Source organism: Stackebrandtia sp. (assembly GCF_035643755.1).
Classification (GTDB): domain Bacteria; phylum Actinomycetota; class Actinomycetes; order Mycobacteriales; family Micromonosporaceae; genus Stackebrandtia.
In genome coordinates this window covers 1-15818 of sequence record NZ_DASQPW010000089.1, presented here as the reverse complement: position 1 = coordinate 15818, position 15818 = coordinate 1, and the positions used below count along the sequence as shown (strand labels likewise).

At 70.2% G+C, this 15818-nt stretch carries 22 protein-coding genes and 1 pseudogene; 16 read left to right on the top strand and 7 right to left on the bottom strand.

Annotated elements, in window-relative coordinates; genetic code table 11:
- The 16 genes and pseudogenes from VE172_RS06770 to hisF all read left to right on the top strand — a co-directional run.
- Positions 1–334 (top strand): annotated as a pseudogene (locus VE172_RS06770) (DivIVA domain-containing protein); the annotation flags it as partial.
- A 155-nt stretch (positions 335–489) separates the two neighbouring features.
- Positions 490–1155 carry a hypothetical protein gene (locus tag VE172_RS06765; protein ID WP_324798962.1) on the top strand — a complete coding sequence of 222 codons (666 nt, stop codon included), beginning with the start codon at positions 490–492 and terminating at the stop codon, positions 1153–1155.
- Between the two features lie 317 nt (positions 1156–1472).
- Positions 1473–1913, top strand: a complete 441-nt coding sequence (locus VE172_RS06760; protein ID WP_414715068.1) for a TraR/DksA family transcriptional regulator — start codon at positions 1473–1475, stop codon at positions 1911–1913.
- 31 nt (positions 1914–1944) lie between these two features.
- A complete protein-coding gene (lspA, locus tag VE172_RS06755) occupies positions 1945–2526 on the top strand; it encodes a signal peptidase II (protein ID WP_324798956.1) in 582 nt (193 codons plus the stop codon).
- Positions 2523–3458 (top strand): RluA family pseudouridine synthase, encoded by a 936-nt coding sequence (locus VE172_RS06750; RefSeq protein ID WP_324798954.1) that lies wholly within the window; start codon positions 2523–2525, stop codon positions 3456–3458. Before lspA ends, VE172_RS06750 begins: the two co-directional genes overlap by 4 nt.
- A 161-nt stretch (positions 3459–3619) precedes the next feature.
- Entirely contained in the window at positions 3620–4609 is a 990-nt protein-coding gene (locus tag VE172_RS06745; RefSeq protein WP_324798952.1) for a MinD/ParA family ATP-binding protein, read from the top strand.
- Positions 4610–4642: 33 nt separating this feature from the next.
- Entirely contained in the window at positions 4643–5407 is a 765-nt protein-coding gene (locus tag VE172_RS06740; RefSeq protein WP_324798951.1) for a DUF2567 domain-containing protein, read from the top strand.
- A complete protein-coding gene (hisD, locus tag VE172_RS06735) occupies positions 5391–6683 on the top strand; it encodes a histidinol dehydrogenase (protein WP_324798949.1) in 1293 nt (430 codons plus the stop codon). Before VE172_RS06740 ends, hisD begins: the two co-directional genes overlap by 17 nt.
- On the top strand, positions 6676–7758 hold the full coding sequence (locus VE172_RS06730; protein ID WP_324798946.1) for a histidinol-phosphate transaminase: 1083 nt from the start codon (positions 6676–6678) through the stop codon (positions 7756–7758). The genes hisD and VE172_RS06730 overlap by 8 nt, the downstream gene beginning before the upstream one ends.
- A complete protein-coding gene (hisB, locus tag VE172_RS06725) occupies positions 7755–8363 on the top strand; it encodes an imidazoleglycerol-phosphate dehydratase HisB (RefSeq protein WP_324798944.1) in 609 nt (202 codons plus the stop codon). The genes VE172_RS06730 and hisB overlap by 4 nt, the downstream gene beginning before the upstream one ends.
- Positions 8363–8527, top strand: coding sequence for a hypothetical protein (locus VE172_RS06720; RefSeq protein WP_324798940.1), 165 nt, complete (start codon positions 8363–8365; stop codon positions 8525–8527). The genes hisB and VE172_RS06720 overlap by 1 nt, the downstream gene beginning before the upstream one ends.
- Complete coding sequence (gene hisH, locus VE172_RS06715; protein WP_324798938.1) at positions 8524–9132, top strand: imidazole glycerol phosphate synthase subunit HisH; 609 nt, start codon at positions 8524–8526, stop codon at positions 9130–9132. Before VE172_RS06720 ends, hisH begins: the two co-directional genes overlap by 4 nt.
- Positions 9129–9857, top strand: coding sequence for a bifunctional 1-(5-phosphoribosyl)-5-((5-phosphoribosylamino)methylideneamino)imidazole-4-carboxamide isomerase/phosphoribosylanthranilate isomerase PriA (gene priA / locus VE172_RS06710; RefSeq protein WP_324798936.1), 729 nt, complete (start codon positions 9129–9131; stop codon positions 9855–9857). Before hisH ends, priA begins: the two co-directional genes overlap by 4 nt.
- Complete coding sequence (locus VE172_RS06705) at positions 9854–10246, top strand: RidA family protein (protein WP_324798933.1); 393 nt, start codon at positions 9854–9856, stop codon at positions 10244–10246. The genes priA and VE172_RS06705 overlap by 4 nt, the downstream gene beginning before the upstream one ends.
- A 30-nt stretch (positions 10247–10276) precedes the next feature.
- The gene (locus tag VE172_RS06700; RefSeq protein WP_324798931.1) at positions 10277–10921 is read left to right on the top strand and encodes a DUF4126 domain-containing protein; all 645 of its coding nucleotides are present in this window, start codon (positions 10277–10279) and stop codon (positions 10919–10921) included.
- A complete protein-coding gene (gene hisF, locus VE172_RS06695; protein WP_324798928.1) occupies positions 10918–11679 on the top strand; it encodes an imidazole glycerol phosphate synthase subunit HisF in 762 nt (253 codons plus the stop codon). The genes VE172_RS06700 and hisF overlap by 4 nt, the downstream gene beginning before the upstream one ends.
- On the opposite strand, the gene VE172_RS06690 is transcribed toward hisF, so the two are convergent.
- The 7 genes from VE172_RS06690 to VE172_RS06660 form a co-directional block, all read right to left on the bottom strand.
- Positions 11680–12618, bottom strand: a complete 939-nt coding sequence (locus VE172_RS06690; protein WP_324798925.1) for a hypothetical protein — start codon at positions 12616–12618, stop codon at positions 11680–11682. It abuts the gene before it with no gap.
- A 73-nt stretch (positions 12619–12691) separates the two neighbouring features.
- Complete coding sequence (locus VE172_RS06685) at positions 12692–12997, bottom strand: DUF6189 family protein (RefSeq protein ID WP_324798923.1); 306 nt, start codon at positions 12995–12997, stop codon at positions 12692–12694.
- Between the two features lie 33 nt (positions 12998–13030).
- Positions 13031–13642, bottom strand: coding sequence for an EndoU domain-containing protein (locus tag VE172_RS06680; protein ID WP_324798920.1), 612 nt, complete (start codon positions 13640–13642; stop codon positions 13031–13033).
- A gap of 21 nt (positions 13643–13663) precedes the next feature.
- A complete protein-coding gene (locus tag VE172_RS06675; RefSeq protein WP_324798918.1) occupies positions 13664–14383 on the bottom strand; it encodes a WXG100-like domain-containing protein in 720 nt (239 codons plus the stop codon).
- A 7-nt stretch (positions 14384–14390) separates the two neighbouring features.
- Positions 14391–14702: a hypothetical protein gene (locus VE172_RS06670; protein WP_324798916.1), complete on the bottom strand. Its 312-nt coding sequence runs from the start codon at positions 14700–14702 to the stop codon at positions 14391–14393.
- Complete coding sequence (locus VE172_RS06665) at positions 14699–15097, bottom strand: YbaB/EbfC family nucleoid-associated protein (protein ID WP_324798914.1); 399 nt, start codon at positions 15095–15097, stop codon at positions 14699–14701. Before VE172_RS06665 ends, VE172_RS06670 begins: the two co-directional genes overlap by 4 nt.
- Positions 15098–15295: 198 nt before the next feature.
- Positions 15296–15818, bottom strand: a 523-nt coding sequence (locus VE172_RS06660; protein WP_324798911.1) for an amino acid ABC transporter permease, incomplete at its 5' end; no start/stop codon positions are given.

Sequence of the window (15818 nt, the reverse complement as noted above, 5' to 3'; positions counted from 1 at the left end):
CGAGACCGTCCTGACCGAGGCCCGCACCCAGGCCGAGGAGATGGTGACGACGGCGCGGGTCAAGTCCGAGGCCCTCGACAAGGAGACCCAGAAGCGCCACCAGGAGGTCATGAACAACCTGGAGTCCAAGCGCGCCGCTCTCCACAAGCACATCGAGGAACTCAAGACCTTCGAGCGTCAGTACCGCACCCGCCTGAAGGCGTACCTGGAAAGCCAGCTGCGCGACCTGACCGGTCGCGGGGAGGGCGTCATCGAGGGCGAGTCCAGCGATGGACCCGGCGAGCTGCGCCAGGCCAACGGCAACGCGGCACTGACCGCCGACGTGGGGCGCTGAACCAAAGCCACGCAGTAACCCTTTGGGCGACTGGGGCGTTGTGCTAAGTATGGACCTCGTGCGGCGCGGAGATGTTCCGCACGAGTCCATCGCAGGGTGTGACGCTCCCCCCGAGGTGCCACGCCGACAACACCAGTTATGTGGGGTTCACATTCATGATCGTCGGTAGTTTTCTGTTGTTGCTGGCCGGAGTGGTCCTGCTTGTCGCGGGTCTCGCCGCCGGCAACGACACCTTCCTGGTGGGCACGATCGTCGCCAGCCTGGTGGCGGCGGTGTGCCTGTACGCCGCGTCGCGACGCCCCCGCGGGGCCGACGGCGACGAGCGGGAGGACACCGACCGCCCCGAGGAGTACGACGCCCGGCTGCGCGACCGGCGCGCCGACCGTTCGGCGGCGGCGTCGCGCGCCCGCGACGACTCCGCGTTCAACGAGGGGCCGAACCAGGCCACGGCGCCCCGCGCCGAGGCCGAGGTCGGCCGGCGTTCCTCGCGCCAGGAACACCTCGAGGCCGACGCCCGCGGCCGCGAGCGGGAACCGGAGCGCGAGCCCGAACGGGCCGCCGAGGCCGACATCGACGGCGTCCCGGGCGACGAGCCCACCGAGGTCCCCATGTCCAGCGTCGAGGCCGCGGCCCTGATGCGGATGGACGCCGAGGTCATGGTGGTGGACGGCCGTCCCCGCTTCCACCTGGGCGGCTGCGTGCACCTGGTCGATCGGGAGTCCGAGCCGCTGCCCGCCTACGAGGCGGTCGAGCTGGGCTTCACCGCGTGCTCCCTGTGTCGCCCGGCCCAGTCGCTGCTCAGGGAGCCGACCCGGCACTGATCACAGCGGTCGGTCACCAATGGGTCGCCGATTGGTTGCTTGTGTTGCTGTTGTGGCGTAGTATCTTCCCTTAACCGCGTGGCAGGACCGCCGCGCGGAGCCCCTTAGTTAGGGGTTTTTTGCTACACAACCAGCTGGGGGGCGACATGGCGATGTGGACTACGCGCAGGTTTCGCGACGTCTCGTCCTGCCCGCCGCCGTCCGGCTCAGCCTTTCCGCGTCCGCGCGGAATCCGTTTTGTCCACGCCGACCCCTCCTGAGAGCGCGCGATGACATCTACGAAGAAGAAGCCGGCCGCCACGATCGAGGCGACGCCGATGGCGAACACCGCGAAGAAGGCCTCCAAGAAGGCCCCCGCCAAGAAGTCCACCGCCGCTGTGAAGAAGAAGTCGTTGCGCAGCCCGGAGGAGATGCAGGAGATCCGCGAGGCACTGTCGGAGCGCCTGGACGAATTGCGCGTCGAGCACGCCGACGCGGTCGAGGGCATCAGCGAGATGCAGAAGGAGCGCCTGTCGGATTCCGCGGGCGACGACCAGGTCGACTCGGGCTCCAAGACCGTGGAACGCGAGCAGGAGATCAGCCTGGCCAACAGCGTTCGCGAGCGCATGGTCCAGGTGGAGCGCGCGTTGGAGAGGCTCGAAGAGGGCGACTACGGGATTTGTGAGCGATGCGGTACGCCGATCCCGGCGGCGCGGCTGGCCGCTTTCCCGTCCGCTACCCTGTGCGTCAGTTGCAAGAGTCTTGAAGAACGGCGCTGATACGGGCCCCACAGAACGCGAAGGAGCGGCGGTGACCACTGACGATGACACCGTCGCATCCGAAGACCAGCAGACCCCGAGGCAGGGGCCGCGACGCGCCCTGATGTGGGTGTTCGGCGGCGTGGCCGCCGCGACGATCGCCATCGACGCGGGCAGTAAGGCACTGGTGGTCGCGGGTCTGCGACCCAGCGAGCCGGTGCGGCTGCTGGGCGGCGTGATCTACCTGACCCTGATTCGCAACAGCGGCGCCGCCTTCAGCATGGCCTCGCGCTTCACCCTGGGGCTGAGCGTGTTGGCGGTCGCCGTGGTCTGCGCGATCGCCTGGTTCGCTTGGCGCCGGCTGGGCTCGGCCTGGTGGGCGGTGTCGCTCGGCCTGATCGCCGGGGGAGCCCTGGGCAACCTGGTGGACCGGGCCTTTCGGCCGCCGGGCTTCATGCGCGGGCACGTGGTCGACTTCATCAGCCTGTTCAATCCGTACGGCGAGGGCTGGGCGATCTTCAACCTGGCCGATTCGTCCCTTGTGATCGGTGTGTGCATCGTGGTGTTCCTGGAGCTCACCGGAAGGCGCATCGACGGGACGCGCGTCACCAAGGACCAGGCGGTGGGGGAGTGAGCCGCGAGCTTCGCGAGCTGCCGGTCCCCGAGGGCCTGGAGGGGGTGCGCGTCGACCAGGCGGTAGCGCGGATGTTCGGTCTGTCGCGCACCGTGGCCGCCGAGCTGATCGGCGACGGCGAGGTCACCATGGACGGTGATCCGGTGGTGAAGTCCACAAGGGCCACCGCGACGGCCTGGCTGTCGGTGCTGTTGCCCGAGCCTCCCACGGCGGCGGCCGGTCCCGAACCCGAGCTTGTGGACGGTCTAACCATCGTCTACGCCGACGACGACATCGCCGTGGTGGAGAAGCCGGTCGGCGTGGCCGCGCATTCCTCGCCGGGCTGGAGCGGTCCGACCGTGATCGCGGGACTGGCGGGCCTGGGCCACCGCATCAGCGTCCACGGCCCGGCCGAGCGCCAGGGCGTGGTGCACCGGCTCGACGTGGGCACCAGCGGCCTGATGGTGGTCGCCAAGAGCGAGCGGGCCTACTCGCGGCTGAAGCGCGCCTTCAAGCACCGCGAGGTCGACAAGCGCTACCGCGCCGTGGTGCAGGGCCACCCCGATCCCTTGCGCGGCACCATAGACGCGCCGATCGACCGGCATCCCGGCCACGTCTACAAGTGGGCGGTGATGGCCTCGGGCCGCGCCAGCGTCACCCATTACGACACTGTGGAGGCGTTCCCGGCGGCCAGCCTGGTGGACGTCCAGCTCCAAACCGGCCGCACCCACCAGATCCGGGTGCATTTCTCGGCGCTGCGTCACCCGTGTGTCGGCGACCTCACCTACGGTGCCGACCCGACGCTTGCGGCTAAGCTGGGCCTGGAACGGCAATGGTTGCACGCCTACCGATTGGGTTTCGTTCATCCCGGTAGCGGGGAAGCGGTGGAATTCCGCAGCGAGGACCCACCCGATCTGGCGCACGCGTTGCGGGTGCTGAGAGGCACCGAATAGTCGGCGATTCACACCCACACGGCTGATTTCGGACCGTTGTGGCGCGGCGAGGCGGTTTTTTTCGCCGTGCGCTAGTAGTCACGCGACCATTTCCGTAGCCTGGTATGCAGTTGTGTCCCGGCGCGCCCCGGCGTGCCCTTCCCCGGAATACGGAGGCGAGTGTGGGTTCCCCCGATGGTTGGTCCGGCAGACAGGCCGAGCCGGTTCCACGGTGGCGCGCCCTGTTGGGGCGCGGGCGGACCCGGCCCGACGAAGCCCCCACTGTGGATCGCCTGCCCGGCGACATCATCCCCGTACCTCGACAGCCCTCGCCCTGGACCGGACCGGGCGTCGACGAGCCCGCCCGCGACCTGTCGCGGCACCCCGCGCTGCCGATGCTGAAGCGCGAACTGGGCCGCCCTCGGGTGATCGCGTTCGTCAACCCGAAGGGCGGCGTCCACAAGACCACCGCCACCGTCCTGACCGCGGCGGCGCTGGGCAGCGCCCGAGGCGGCGGCGTGATCGCCTGGGACGACAACGAACTGCGCGGCACCCTGGGCCTGCGCGCCGGCACCGCCCGGCACGCCCGCACCATCCGCCACCTGGTCAACGACCTGGCGCGCGTCGAGGCGTCCGGCAGCGACCTCGCCGAGCAGACCGACGACTACCTGCGGCATTCCTCCGACGGCTCCTTCGACGTCCTGGCCGGCGACGAGGACCCGAAGCTGGCCCGCCAGCTCGACCCCACGACCGTGCTTCGCGTGCTGGACATCCTGACCCGCACCCACGACATCATCTGCATCGACACCGGTAACAACGTGGAGAGTCCGAACTGGAAGACCGTGGTGTCCCATGCGGACCAGTTGGTGGTGACCTCGGTGCCCCGCGAGGACGCCGCCTTCACCGCCGACTGGATGCTGGATCTGTTGCTGGCCGACGGATACACCGACCTGGTGAAGAACGCCGTCACCGTGCTGTCGTGCCCGACCCCGCACCCCGGTGAGCTGCTGGAGGACCTGAAGGGCCACTTCAAGTCCCGCACCCGCGACGTCGCCGTGGTGCCCTACGACCCGACCCTGGAGCCGGGCGCGGCCATCAAGTACTCCCTGCTGCGCGAGTCCACCCGCGACGCCTGGTTGACGGCGGCGGCCCAGATCATCGAGGCATTTTAGGCACCCGCGTCCGCCGTGGAATGATGTGACGCGATGACTATCCCCGAACAGTCGCGCGACGAGCCCGACACTGCGGAAATGCCCGCGGTCGGCGTCGCCGAGGCAAGCTCCGAGTCGGCACCGACCCCGCGCGGCGGTTCCGAACGCGGTCGCGACGCTGTGGCCGGACTGGTCGTGCTCGTGGCACTGGCGATCCTGTCGCTCCCCTTGGGGGCACTGTGGAGGGTCCTGGCGCCCCGGGTGGAGATGATCCGGGTCGACGGCGGCTGGGCGCTGCGCGAGGAGAGCCCGGAGCAGTACATCGGCGACGACGGCCTGTTCGCGCTCATGGGCGTGGGCGCCGGAATCCTCGCCGCGCTGCTGGTGTGGTTCCTGGTGCGGCGGCACCGCGGCCCGTTCCTGTTGACCGGCCTGGCGCTGGGCGGCATCGCGTGCCAGACCCTGGCGTGGCGCTTCGGGCGCATGGGCCGCGAGGACTTCGTGGCCGGCCTCGACCACGTCAAGCCGGGCTGGCGCGTGTGGCGGGTGCCCGACCTGCTGATGGTCGACTTCAATCCCGCCAATGCGTGGCACTCGGCGATCGGCGGGGACCTGGGCGGGGCGATGAATCACCTGTCGCTGGGGGTGCTGGCCACCATGGCGTTCGCCGCGGCCTTCACGTACACGGTGTGTTCGGGGTGGTCGAAGTCACCGTCGCTGCGCGGCGGCGACGAGGATGACCTCGATCCCAGTCCGCGAAACACCCCGCAGTCGGAAGCGAGCGGACAGCTACCCTCGTTAGGTGCTGAAACGCATTGATCTTCGACACCGTAGTGATGTCCCCGCCGACCTGTTGCCGCGTGCCCGCTTCGACGTGGCCGCCGCCGAGGCCGAGATCCGGCCGCTGCTGGAGGCGATCGCCCATCGCGGTGCCGAGCCGATCCGGCGGATCACCGCCGAGCGCGACGGCGTCGAGCTGACCAGCCTGCGCGTGCCGCTGGAGGCGGTGCGCGCCGCCCGGGACGCCCTCGAACCCGAGCTGCGCTCCTCCCTTGAGGAGGCGATCCGCCGGGTGCGCGCCGCGCACGCGCCGCAGCGCCGTGGCGAGCTGATCACCGAGGTGGCGCCCGGCGGCGTCATCACCGAGCGCTTCCTGCCGGTGCGGCGCGTCGGGCTGTACGTGCCCGGCGGCCTGGCCCCGCTCGCGTCCAGTGTGGTCATGAACGTGGTGCCCGCGCAGCTGGCCGAGGTGGGACAGATCGCCGTCTCCTCGCCGCCGCAGCGCGACACGGGTCTGCCGGACGCCACCGTCCTGGCGGTGTGCGCCCTGCTGGGCATCGAGGAGGTCTACGCCGTGGGCGGTCCCGCCGCCATCGGCATGTTCGCCTACGGCACCGACGAATGCGCTCGAGTCGACATGATCACCGGGCCCGGCAACATCTACGTCACCGCCGCCAAGCGCGCGGTGCGCGGCCGGGTCGGCATCGACGCCGAGGCGGGCACCACCGAGATCGCGGTCCTGGCCGACGACACTGCCGACGCCGCGCACGTGGCCGCCGACCTGATCAGCCAGGCCGAGCACGACCCCGAGGCCGCCAGCGTCCTGGTGACGCCGTCGGACGAGCTGGCCGCTGCCGTGGACGAGCAGCTGCGGCTACAGGTCAACGCCGCCAAGCACTCTCAGCGCATCACCATCGCGCTGTCGGGCCCGCAGTCGGGCGTGGTGCTGGTCGACGACCTCGAGCAGGGACTGTCCGTGGTGGACGAATACGCCGCCGAGCACCTGGAGATCCAGACCGTCGACGCCCGCGACCTGGCGATGCGGGTGCGCAACGCCGGGGCGATCTTCGTCGGGCCGTACTCGCCGGTCTCGCTGGGCGACTACTGCGCCGGCTCCAACCACATCCTGCCCACCGGCGGGTGCGCCCGGCATTCGGCCGGGCTGTCGGTCAACAGCTTCCTGCGTCCGGTCCAGATCATCGAGTACGGACGCGACGCGCTGTCGGCGGTCGCCGACGACGTCGTGCGCATCGCCGAGGCCGAAAACCTTCCCTCCCACGGGCAAGCGGTGCGCGCGAGGTTCGCCGGTGAGTGAGATCCAACGCCTGCTGCGGCCCGAGCTGCGGGGCCGGCAGCCGTATGGTGCTCCGCAGCTGGACGTGCCGGTGCGGCTCAACACCAACGAGAACTCCTATCCGTTGCCGGACAACGTGGCCGCCGCCATCGAGAAGGCCGTGTTCGAGGTGGTGCGGGGGCTCAACCGCTACCCGGACCGGGAGGCGGGGGCGCTGCGCGCCGACCTGGCGTCGTACCTGGGCCACGGCCTGGGCGTCGAGCGGGTGTGGGCGGCCAACGGCTCCAACGAGATCCTGCAGCAGCTGTTGCAGGCCTTCGGCGGGCCGGGGCGCACCGCGCTGGGTTTCACCCCGGCCTACTCGATGCACCCGCTGATCTCGGCGTCCACCGGCACCGCCTGGATCGACGGCGGCCGCGACGCCGACTTCGACCTGTCGGCGACGGACGCGGCCGAACAGATCCGCGCCCACCGGCCCGACGTGGTGTTCGTGTGCTCGCCGAACAACCCGACCGGCACGGCGCTGGGCCTCGACGTGATCTCCTCCATCATGGATGCGTCCGAGGGTCTGGTCGTGGTGGACGAGGCCTACGCCGAGTTCGCCCGCGAGGGCACGCGGAGCGCGCTGACCCTTCTGGACGGACACCCGCGGCTGGTGGTGTCGCGCACCATGAGCAAGGCGTTCGGCTTCGCCGGCGCACGGCTGGGTTACCTGGCCGCCGACGCCGCCGTGGTGGACGCCATGCGGCTGGTGCGCCTGCCGTACCACCTGTCGGCGCTCACCCAGGCCGCCGCCCGCGCCGCCCTGGGCCAGGCCGATACCCTGCTGGCCACGGTGGCCGCGATCCGCGACCAGCGCGACCGCCTGGTCAGCGAGCTCGCGGCCCTGGGCCTGAGGGTGGCGCCCAGCGACGCCAATTTCGTGCTTTTCGGGGGGCTGGCCGATTCCTCGGCGGTCTGGCGCTCGTTGGTGGATAGAGGAGTGTTGATCCGTGACGTCGGCCTGGACGGCTGGCTGCGGGTCACGGCGGGCACCCCGACGGAGACCGGCGCGTTCCTGGACGCGTTGCGCGAGGTATTGAAGGAGCAGGCATGAGCCGCAGCGCCACGGTGGAGCGCACCACCGGCGAGACCAAGGTGACCGTCTCCATCGACATCGACGCCGATGGACCCGTCGACGTGTCAACCGGGGTGGGGTTCTTCGACCACATGCTGCACCAGCTCGGCAAGCACGGCGGCTTCGCGCTGTCCGTCCACACCGACGGGGACCTGCACATCGACGCCCACCACACCATGGAGGACACCGCGATCGCGCTGGGCCAGGCGCTGCGGTCCGCCCTGGGGGAGCGGCGCGGGGTGCGGCGCTTCGCCGACGCCACGGTGCCGCTGGACGAGGTGCTGGCCCGCGCCGTCGTCGACCTGTCGGGGCGGCCGTACATGGTGCACGAGGAGCCGCTGGAACTGGCGCCGATGATCGGACACGATTACCCGACCAGCATGACGCGTCATATCCTCGAGTCCTTCGCGCACCATGCCGCGATCACCCTGCACGTGTCGGTGCTGCGCGCGGCCAACCCCGGCCAGCGTCCCGACGCCCACCATGTGGTGGAGGCGCAGTTCAAGGCGCTGGCACGGGCTTTGCGGTCGGCGTCCGAATTGGATGGACGCGACGAGGTGCCCAGTACGAAAGGCGTCCTGTAGTGGAAGATGTGTGGCCCATCGTGTTGATGGGCGTCGGCGGCCTGCTCGTCGGCGGCGTGTACTCCGCGGCCAAGGCCAAGCGGACGATCCCCGCCGTGGTGCTGGGGGTGCTGGCGGCCGTCGCGCTGGCCGGCGCCGTGCTGTGGTGGTGGCCGAACTCGTGACCAAGACGGTGGTGGTGTTCGACTACGGCTCGGGCAACCTGCGCTCGGCGCAGCGCGCCCTGGAACGGGTGGGCGCCAACGTCACCGTCACCTCCGATGTGGACCTCGCCGCGGCGTGCGACGGCCTGGTGGTGCCCGGCGTCGGCGCGTTCGCGTCCTGCATGGACGGGCTGCGCTCGGCCGGGGGAGAGGCGCTGGTCGACCGCCGCGTGGCCGACGGCGCGCCGCTCCTGGGCATCTGCGTGGGGGCCCAGGTGCTGTTCGCCGCGGGCGAGGAACACGGCACGCGCACCCGGGGGCTCGGCGTCCTCGACGGCGAGGTGACCGGCCTTCGGGCCGAGCGCGTGCCCCACATGGGATGGAACACCGTGGAGCACAAGGCGATGCCGCTGTTCGACGGCCTGGACGACGACGCCAGGTTCTACTTCGTCCACTCCTACGCCGCGCACCCTCCCGCCGAGGGCGCCTCCATCGCGACGTGCACCCATGGCGAACCCTTCATCGCCGCGATCACCCGAGACGCGGTGTCCGCCACCCAATTCCACCCCGAGAAATCCGGCGAGGCCGGGCTGATTCTGCTGTCCAATTGGGTAGGAAACCTATGACCACATTGACCCTGCTGCCCGCCGTCGACGTCACCGGAGGGCAGGCCGTCCAGCTCGTCCAGGGCGTGGACGGCAGCGAGAAGCGTTACGGCGACCCGATCGCCGCGGCCCGGCGCTGGCAGGACCAGGGCGCCACCTGGCTGCACCTGGTCGACCTGGACGCCGCCTTCGGCCGCGGCGACAACTCCGAGCTGCTGGCCGGCGTCATCGCCGACGTCGACATGGAGGTGGAGATCTCCGGCGGCATCCGCGACGACGCCACCCTCGCCCGGGCGCTGAACGCCGGGGCCCGCCGCGTCAACATCGGCACCGCCGCCCTGGAAGACCCCCCATGGTGCGAGCGGATCATCGCCGAACACGGCGACCGGGTCGCCATCGGCCTCGACGTCCGCGACGGCCGCCTCGCCGCCCGCGGCTGGACCCGCGACCAGGGCGAGCTGCTGGACGTCCTGGCCCGCCTGGAGGCCGCCGGTTGCGCCCGTTACGTCGTCACCGACGTCCCCAGCGACGGCATGCTGTCGGGCCCCAACCTCGACCTGCTGCGCCAGGTGTGTTCCCGCACCGACAAACCCGTCGTCGCCAGCGGGGGAGTATCCACACTCGACGACCTGCGCGCCCTGGCCGGGCTGGCCGACGACGGCGTCGAGGGCGTCATCGTCGGCACCGCCCTGTACGAGGGCCGCTTCAGCGTCGCCGACGCCCTGAAGATCCTGGAGGAGTCGTGAACGACGACATCACCCGCGTCGGCTCCGGCGGCCCGTGGGAGGACCTCTACGGCTACGCCCGCGCCGTCCAGGCCGGTCCCTGGATCCTCACCTCCGGCTGCACCTCCACAGTCGACGGAAAGGTCGTCCACGTCGGAGACCCCGCCGCCCAGACCAAGGAGGCGTTCCGCGTCGCGCTCGACGCCCTGGTCGACGCCGGCGGCACCGTCCGCGACGTGGTCCGCACCCGCATGTACGTCACCGACCCGGCCCACGCCGACCCCGTCGGCCGCGCCCACGGCGAGCTGTTCGGCCTGGTCCGCCCCGCCGCCACCCTGGTGGTCGTCTCCCGCCTCCTCCACCCCGACCAACTCGTCGAGGTCGAGGTCGAGGCGTACCACCACGGCTAGTCTGGAGAGCCCCTCGCCACTGGAGCCGCCGTGTTCGCCTTCCTCACCGGAGCCGGGCTGTCCGCCTCCGCGGGCCTCAACGCGTACATCCCCCTGCTGATCGTCGGGCTGGTCTCCCGCTTCACCGACGCGCTGAGGCTGCCGTCGGGATGGGACTGGCTGTCGAGCTGGTGGGCGCTGACGGTCATGGCGGTGCTGCTGCTCGTCGAGGTCGTCGTGGACAAGGTCCCCGTGGTCGACCACGTCAACGACATCATCCAGACCGCGGTGCGCCCCGCCGCCGGCGGCGCCGTGCTGTCGGCGTCGACGGCCGCGGGCCAGCTCGACGCGCACACGGGCACCGCCCTGCACACCTCCGACAATCCCGTCCTGGGTTGGGTTGTGGGGATCGTCATCGCGCTGTGTGTCCACGTGACCAAGGCCCTGATGCGCCCCGTGATCAACGGCGGCACCCTCGGCTTCGGCACGCCCGTCGTCAGCGCCGTGGAGGACACGGGTTCGGCGGGCATGAGCCTGCTGGCGATCTTCGTCCCGATCCTGGCGGGCGTCGCGCTGCTGCTGATGGTCGTGGGCTTCGTGTGGCTGTGGCGGGCCCGCCGCCGCTGGAAGCAGCGCCGCGCGCGGGCGAAGGCCGCGAAGATCGCGCGGCGCTACGCCTTAAAATGCTGGTCATGAGCCTTGCCGTTCGAGTCATTCCCTGCCTGGACGTGGACGCCGGTCGCGTGGTCAAGGGCGTGAAGTTCCGCGGCCTGCGCGACGCCGGCGACCCCGTCGAGCTGGCCGCCGCCTACGGCGCCGCCGGGGCCGACGAGATCACCTTCCTGGACGTCACCGCGTCGGTGGACGATCGCGGGACCATGATGGACGTGGTGCGCCGCACCGCCGAGACCGTGTTCATCCCGTTGACGGTCGGCGGCGGCGTTCGCGCGGTGTCCGATGTGGATGCCTTGCTGCGGGCAGGCGCCGACAAGGTCGCCGTCAACACCGCCGCCATCGCCCGCCCCGGCCTGATCGCCGACATCGCCCGGCGCTTCGGCAACCAGGTGCTCGTGCTGTCGCTGGACGTCCGCCGCTGTGATCGGTACCCCAGCGGCTGGGAGGTCACCACCCACGGCGGACGCCGCGGGGCCGACCTGGACGCGGTCGCGTGGGCCCGCCGCGGCGCCGAGCTCGGCGCCGGGGAGCTGCTGGTCAACTCGATCGACGCCGACGGCACCACCGACGGCTTCGACCTGCCGCTGATCCGCGCGATCCGCGCGGCCGTTGACATCCCCGTCATCGCCTCGGGCGGCGCGGGCGCGGTGGAGCACTTCCCGCCCGCCGTGGAGGCGGGGGCCGACGCCGTCCTGGCCGCCAGCGTGTTCCACTTCGGACAGCTGTCGGTCGGCGACGTCAAGGCCGAGCTGGCGCGCCACGGCGCCGTCGTCCGCTGATCAGGAGCGGTAACCGTTGCGCGTGTAGGACAACGCGAAATCGCCCGTGCCGTCGAAGTAGGCGTTCACCAGCTTCGCCGGGTCGGTGGCCATCAGGCCGCGCGGCAGGTCGCCGCCGTCGTCGCTGTCGTCCCAACCCCAGGCGGTGTTGGCGGCGTTGTCCTTGCCGTTGTCGCCGACGAAGGTGCCGAACGACGCGTAGGTCTGCGCGTCGGCGCGCCGCGCCCACAGCCCGCCGTCGGCGAAGGTGTCCACCAGGCGATACGACACGTCGGCGTCGTCGCCCCCGCCGGGAACCTCGCCCCTGCCGCGCGGGTAGTACACAACGCCGTCCCCGCCGGGGAAGTCCTTGCCGTCCCAGGCGTAGCAGCCGTGGCCCTTGGCCTCCTGACGCGTCGACGGATGCGCCACGCCGTCCACATTGACCATCTTGATGGTGCCGTCGATGTTCTCGCGCCCGTCGGTGAGCGGGCTACCTTGCGGCACATAGGAATAGAAGTTGGTGTGCGCCTCGGTCACCATGCCCTCGAGCGCCCCGTACTGGCTGCCGTCGCGGCGCACCACCAGCATGGCCCCCTCCATGTCGTTCTCGTGGGTGGACCCGAACGGGTTGTCGTCCCAGTCGCGCGGGTGGAAGTAGGAGTACACGATGAACCAGTGTGTCCTGGTCTCCACCACCGAGAAGTACACCGCCCCCGTCAGCCGGGACACGTCGTCGTCCTGGTGCTCCCAGTTGTTCTTGGCGTCCCAGTCCCCGTCGTAATTCACGGTGGACAGATAGTCGGCGTCGTAGTCGCTGGAATCGGTGTCCTGGTGATGCACCGGCGCCCACCGCTGGGCGAGCGCGGCATCGGTGGGCTGGGCGTTGGCGGGGGTCGCGGCCACCATCGAGGCGGCGACGGCGGCGGACAGCAGAACGGGCAACAGAACTCGACGCATTGACATACCTTTCACGCATGTGGGCGCGTCAAGCACAGCACGGCGCCGCAGAAGTTGTCCATAACCCCCGCGGTCAGGAAACCACGACCTTGTCCAGGTCGGACCGACCGAGCTCCGCGCGGGAGCGCACGTCCGCGCTGCGCGACCGTGCGAAGTGGTCGAACAGTCGCGTCAGGTCCCGGTGGTCGTCCGCCGTGACCGCGATCCCCTCGTCCGCCAGCACCCCGACCAGGCTCTCCAGGGCGATCTGCCACTCGCCGGCGCGGTTGGCGCCGCGGATCGACTCCGCGTAGCGCGCGGCCGAACCCCGGGCCTCCAGCCGCGGCACGACGCGATCGATGACCCGCCCCGTGAGTTCGGCCAGTTCGCGAATCTCCATAACGTCCTCAGCTTTCCATATCCGGCGACGCGACTACATCGGGTTGGTGTGAACGCCGTCCCCGCCCGTGGGGTACGCCGACCAGATGCTGCCGTCCTTGTTGAGGATGACCGTGATGTCCACACCGTCGACCCGCGCGTGCGCCTCCCAACCCCCGGCGTTACCGGGCCGGGGCACCACCCGGTCGGGGTGGCGGGCGGCCTGCTGCACGTTGTCGACCACCCGGTCCTCGTCCCAGCCCTCGGGGAACTCGGTCTTGCCCGGACGGCCGGTCCCGTGCAGGTGGCCGCCCGAGGTCTCGTCGTCGAGGTCGCCGTGCAGGATGTGCTGTTCCCGCGAGGGCAGCAGGTCGCCCAGGTTCGTGAACCCGCCGTGCGCGGCCCGTGCCGCCTCGTCGGAGTCCCACCCGTTGCCGCCGTTGGCGGGCGCGGGGGCGGGGTTCCAGTCGTCGTCGGCCGACGACCCCGGGTCGCCGCTTTCCGCGTGATCCAGGTCGTCGCGCACCCGCATGTGGATGCTCTCCAGGTCGGGCAGCGGCTCGTGCTCGTGCCGGCGCCCGCCGCCGCGGCGCCGATCGTGCCCGCCCCGGCCGCCCTTGCCCATGGCGGCGATGCCGACGGTCAGCAGCAGGAGAACAATCCTCAACACAGTCAATCGGCTCCCCGCTCAGCCCAACAACAGTTGGAGCGCTTGCAGACTGGTGACCAAGGCGGTGGTGAAGCCCGTGATGCGGGCCACCCACTTGGCCACCAGGCTGGTCACCTGGCCCACGACCCACGGCGTGGCGAGCCCGAGGGTGAACCCCTCCTCCGCCAACCACTCCGGCACCCGCACCAGCAGCGTCGACACGCAGTCGGCGATCAGGTCCCGCACGATCCCGCGCACGGTCGCCACCAGCTCTCCGGCGCCCTTGGTCGCCTCGGACAACACCTCGGCGGCCACCCCCAGCCCGGCGACGGCGTCGACGGTGTAGTCGCTGTGCGAGCCGTAAGCCTTGGCGGACTTGCCTTCCCAATGCGGGGTGTCCTTGGCCACAGCCTTCTTCAGGTCCGCACCCGCCTGCTTCAGCCCCTCCGACACGTTGTGCCACGTGCTGGCGTAGGAGTTGACCTTGTCGGCGTTGCCGGTGAGCTTGTCCAGCGCCTCCTTCAGCGGCTTGACGTGCTCCATCAACCACCCGATAGCCATGGAAGCCAAGGCGCCCAAGGGATCCATCGCTGTGGACAGCGCGTCGAGCCCCGTGGTGATCGCCCCGATGGTGGCGTCCACCCACGAACCCGACTTGATCGAATCGATCAGGCTCTGCGCGTCCTCGACGATCCAGATCCCGGTGACGGGGGTGGTGGAATCCTTGACCCCCGAGATGAACGGGTTGTTCTCGCCCACGGTCCGCCTACTTCTCGTGGGCGCCCGCGCGGGCGATCGCTTCGGCGTTCTTGCCGTCGTGATGACGGAAGTCCTCGGCCATGGCGCGCATCGTCGCGGCGTCGTCGGTCAACACCTGCTTGGCGCGCCCCATCAGCTTGTCCACGGTGGAATGCTTGCCGTGCAGAATCGGCGGCAGCCACGCGCTCAACTCGCCGTACGCGTCGTTGCCCATCTTCACGTAACCGCTGGCGCCCTTGGCCAGATCGATCACGCCGATGCAGGCGTCGATGCTGCGAGCGTGTTTCTCCAATTCGGACGCCACGGTCTGGAACGTCATCGTGCACCGCTTTCGGGCAGGAGGTCTTCGGGTTTGCGCAGCCGCTTGCGGAAACCGGCCATGATCGCCTTGCCGGTCGCGCTTTCCAGGCCGATGGTGTCCTTCACGATCCGGGAGGCGCCCTTGCCGAGCCCGTTGCGCGCCTTGGCCATGGTCGCCATGATCTGCTCGGCGGTCTTGTCGGGATCCTGGGACTTGACCGCCCCGGACAGCGTGAGATCGGTGACGATGCCATGGGAATCGACGGTGACCTTCACGGTCTCGCCCTCGCTGGCCGCCGTCACGCGCAGCTTGTCGATCTTGGAGACCATCATCTCGGTCTCCTCCAGCCGCTTGGCGGCGGTACGCTGCCAGCCCTCGATCCAGTCGAATGCCTGATCCGCCGTCGTGGACACGTCTCGCCTCCTAATGGCGCGGGGGTGGGGGGCCATCTCGCGCGGAAAGCTAACACGCCGTTCGGCCAACCGAAAACGATTGGAGCCGTTTCGAGAGCATGGTCATAGGCGACAACCCCAGCGGGGTCTGTCCACAAAAAACTGTCCTGGACCCGTGGTTCGGGTCCAGGACAGGGAGAACGAGAAACCGTCGAGCGGCTATGGCGTCGGTTGCGGCCCCGTGACGGTGTCGGTGACCGCGACCTCGGTGGTGTTGATCGGCTTGGCCGCGGTCTTGCGGCCCATGCGCTTTTCCAGCACCTTCACCAGGCGCGACAGCCCGAAGGCGAGCAGGAAGTAGACGCCCGCGGCGGTGACCAGCATCTGCAGGAACGCGTCATAGGACTTGCCCATGTTGTACGCCTCGTGCAGCAGCTCCGGGTAGGCGATGGTGTAACCCAGGGCGGTGTCCTTCAGCAGGATCACCATCTGGGCCAGCACGGCGGGCAGCATGTTGCGGACCGCCTGCGGCATCACGACCGAGCGCATGACCTGGCCGTGGCGCAGACCGAGCGCGTGACCCGCCATCGCCTGACCGGGGGGCAGCGCGTTGATGCCGCTGCGCAGGATCTCGGCCATCACCGCCGCGTTGTAGATCGTCAGACCGGCGGCGACGAAGAACAGGCTGGAGTTGTTCTTGCTCATGATCGGGTCGAGGAAGCCGGTGAACAGGTTGACGGTG

What these genes read in the sequence shown, in the direction of transcription:
- priA (WP_324798936.1), top strand. Translation starts at nt 9,129, where the DNA reads ATGACCACATTGACCCTGCTGCCCGCCGTCGACGTCACCGGAGGGCAG.
- VE172_RS06685 (WP_324798923.1), bottom strand. Translation starts at nt 12,997, where the DNA reads ATGGAGATTCGCGAACTGGCCGAACTCACGGGGCGGGTCATCGATCGC.
- VE172_RS06670 (WP_324798916.1), bottom strand. Translation starts at nt 14,702, where the DNA reads ATGACGTTCCAGACCGTGGCGTCCGAATTGGAGAAACACGCTCGCAGC.
- hisB (WP_324798944.1), top strand. Translation starts at nt 7,755, where the DNA reads ATGAGCCGCAGCGCCACGGTGGAGCGCACCACCGGCGAGACCAAGGTG.
- VE172_RS06690 (WP_324798925.1), bottom strand. Translation starts at nt 12,618, where the DNA reads ATGCGTCGAGTTCTGTTGCCCGTTCTGCTGTCCGCCGCCGTCGCCGCC.
- VE172_RS06760 (WP_414715068.1), top strand. Translation starts at nt 1,473, where the DNA reads ATGGCGAACACCGCGAAGAAGGCCTCCAAGAAGGCCCCCGCCAAGAAG.
- VE172_RS06740 (WP_324798951.1), top strand. Translation starts at nt 4,643, where the DNA reads ATGACTATCCCCGAACAGTCGCGCGACGAGCCCGACACTGCGGAAATG.
- hisF (WP_324798928.1), top strand. Translation starts at nt 10,918, where the DNA reads ATGAGCCTTGCCGTTCGAGTCATTCCCTGCCTGGACGTGGACGCCGGT.
- VE172_RS06765 (WP_324798962.1), top strand. Translation starts at nt 490, where the DNA reads ATGATCGTCGGTAGTTTTCTGTTGTTGCTGGCCGGAGTGGTCCTGCTT.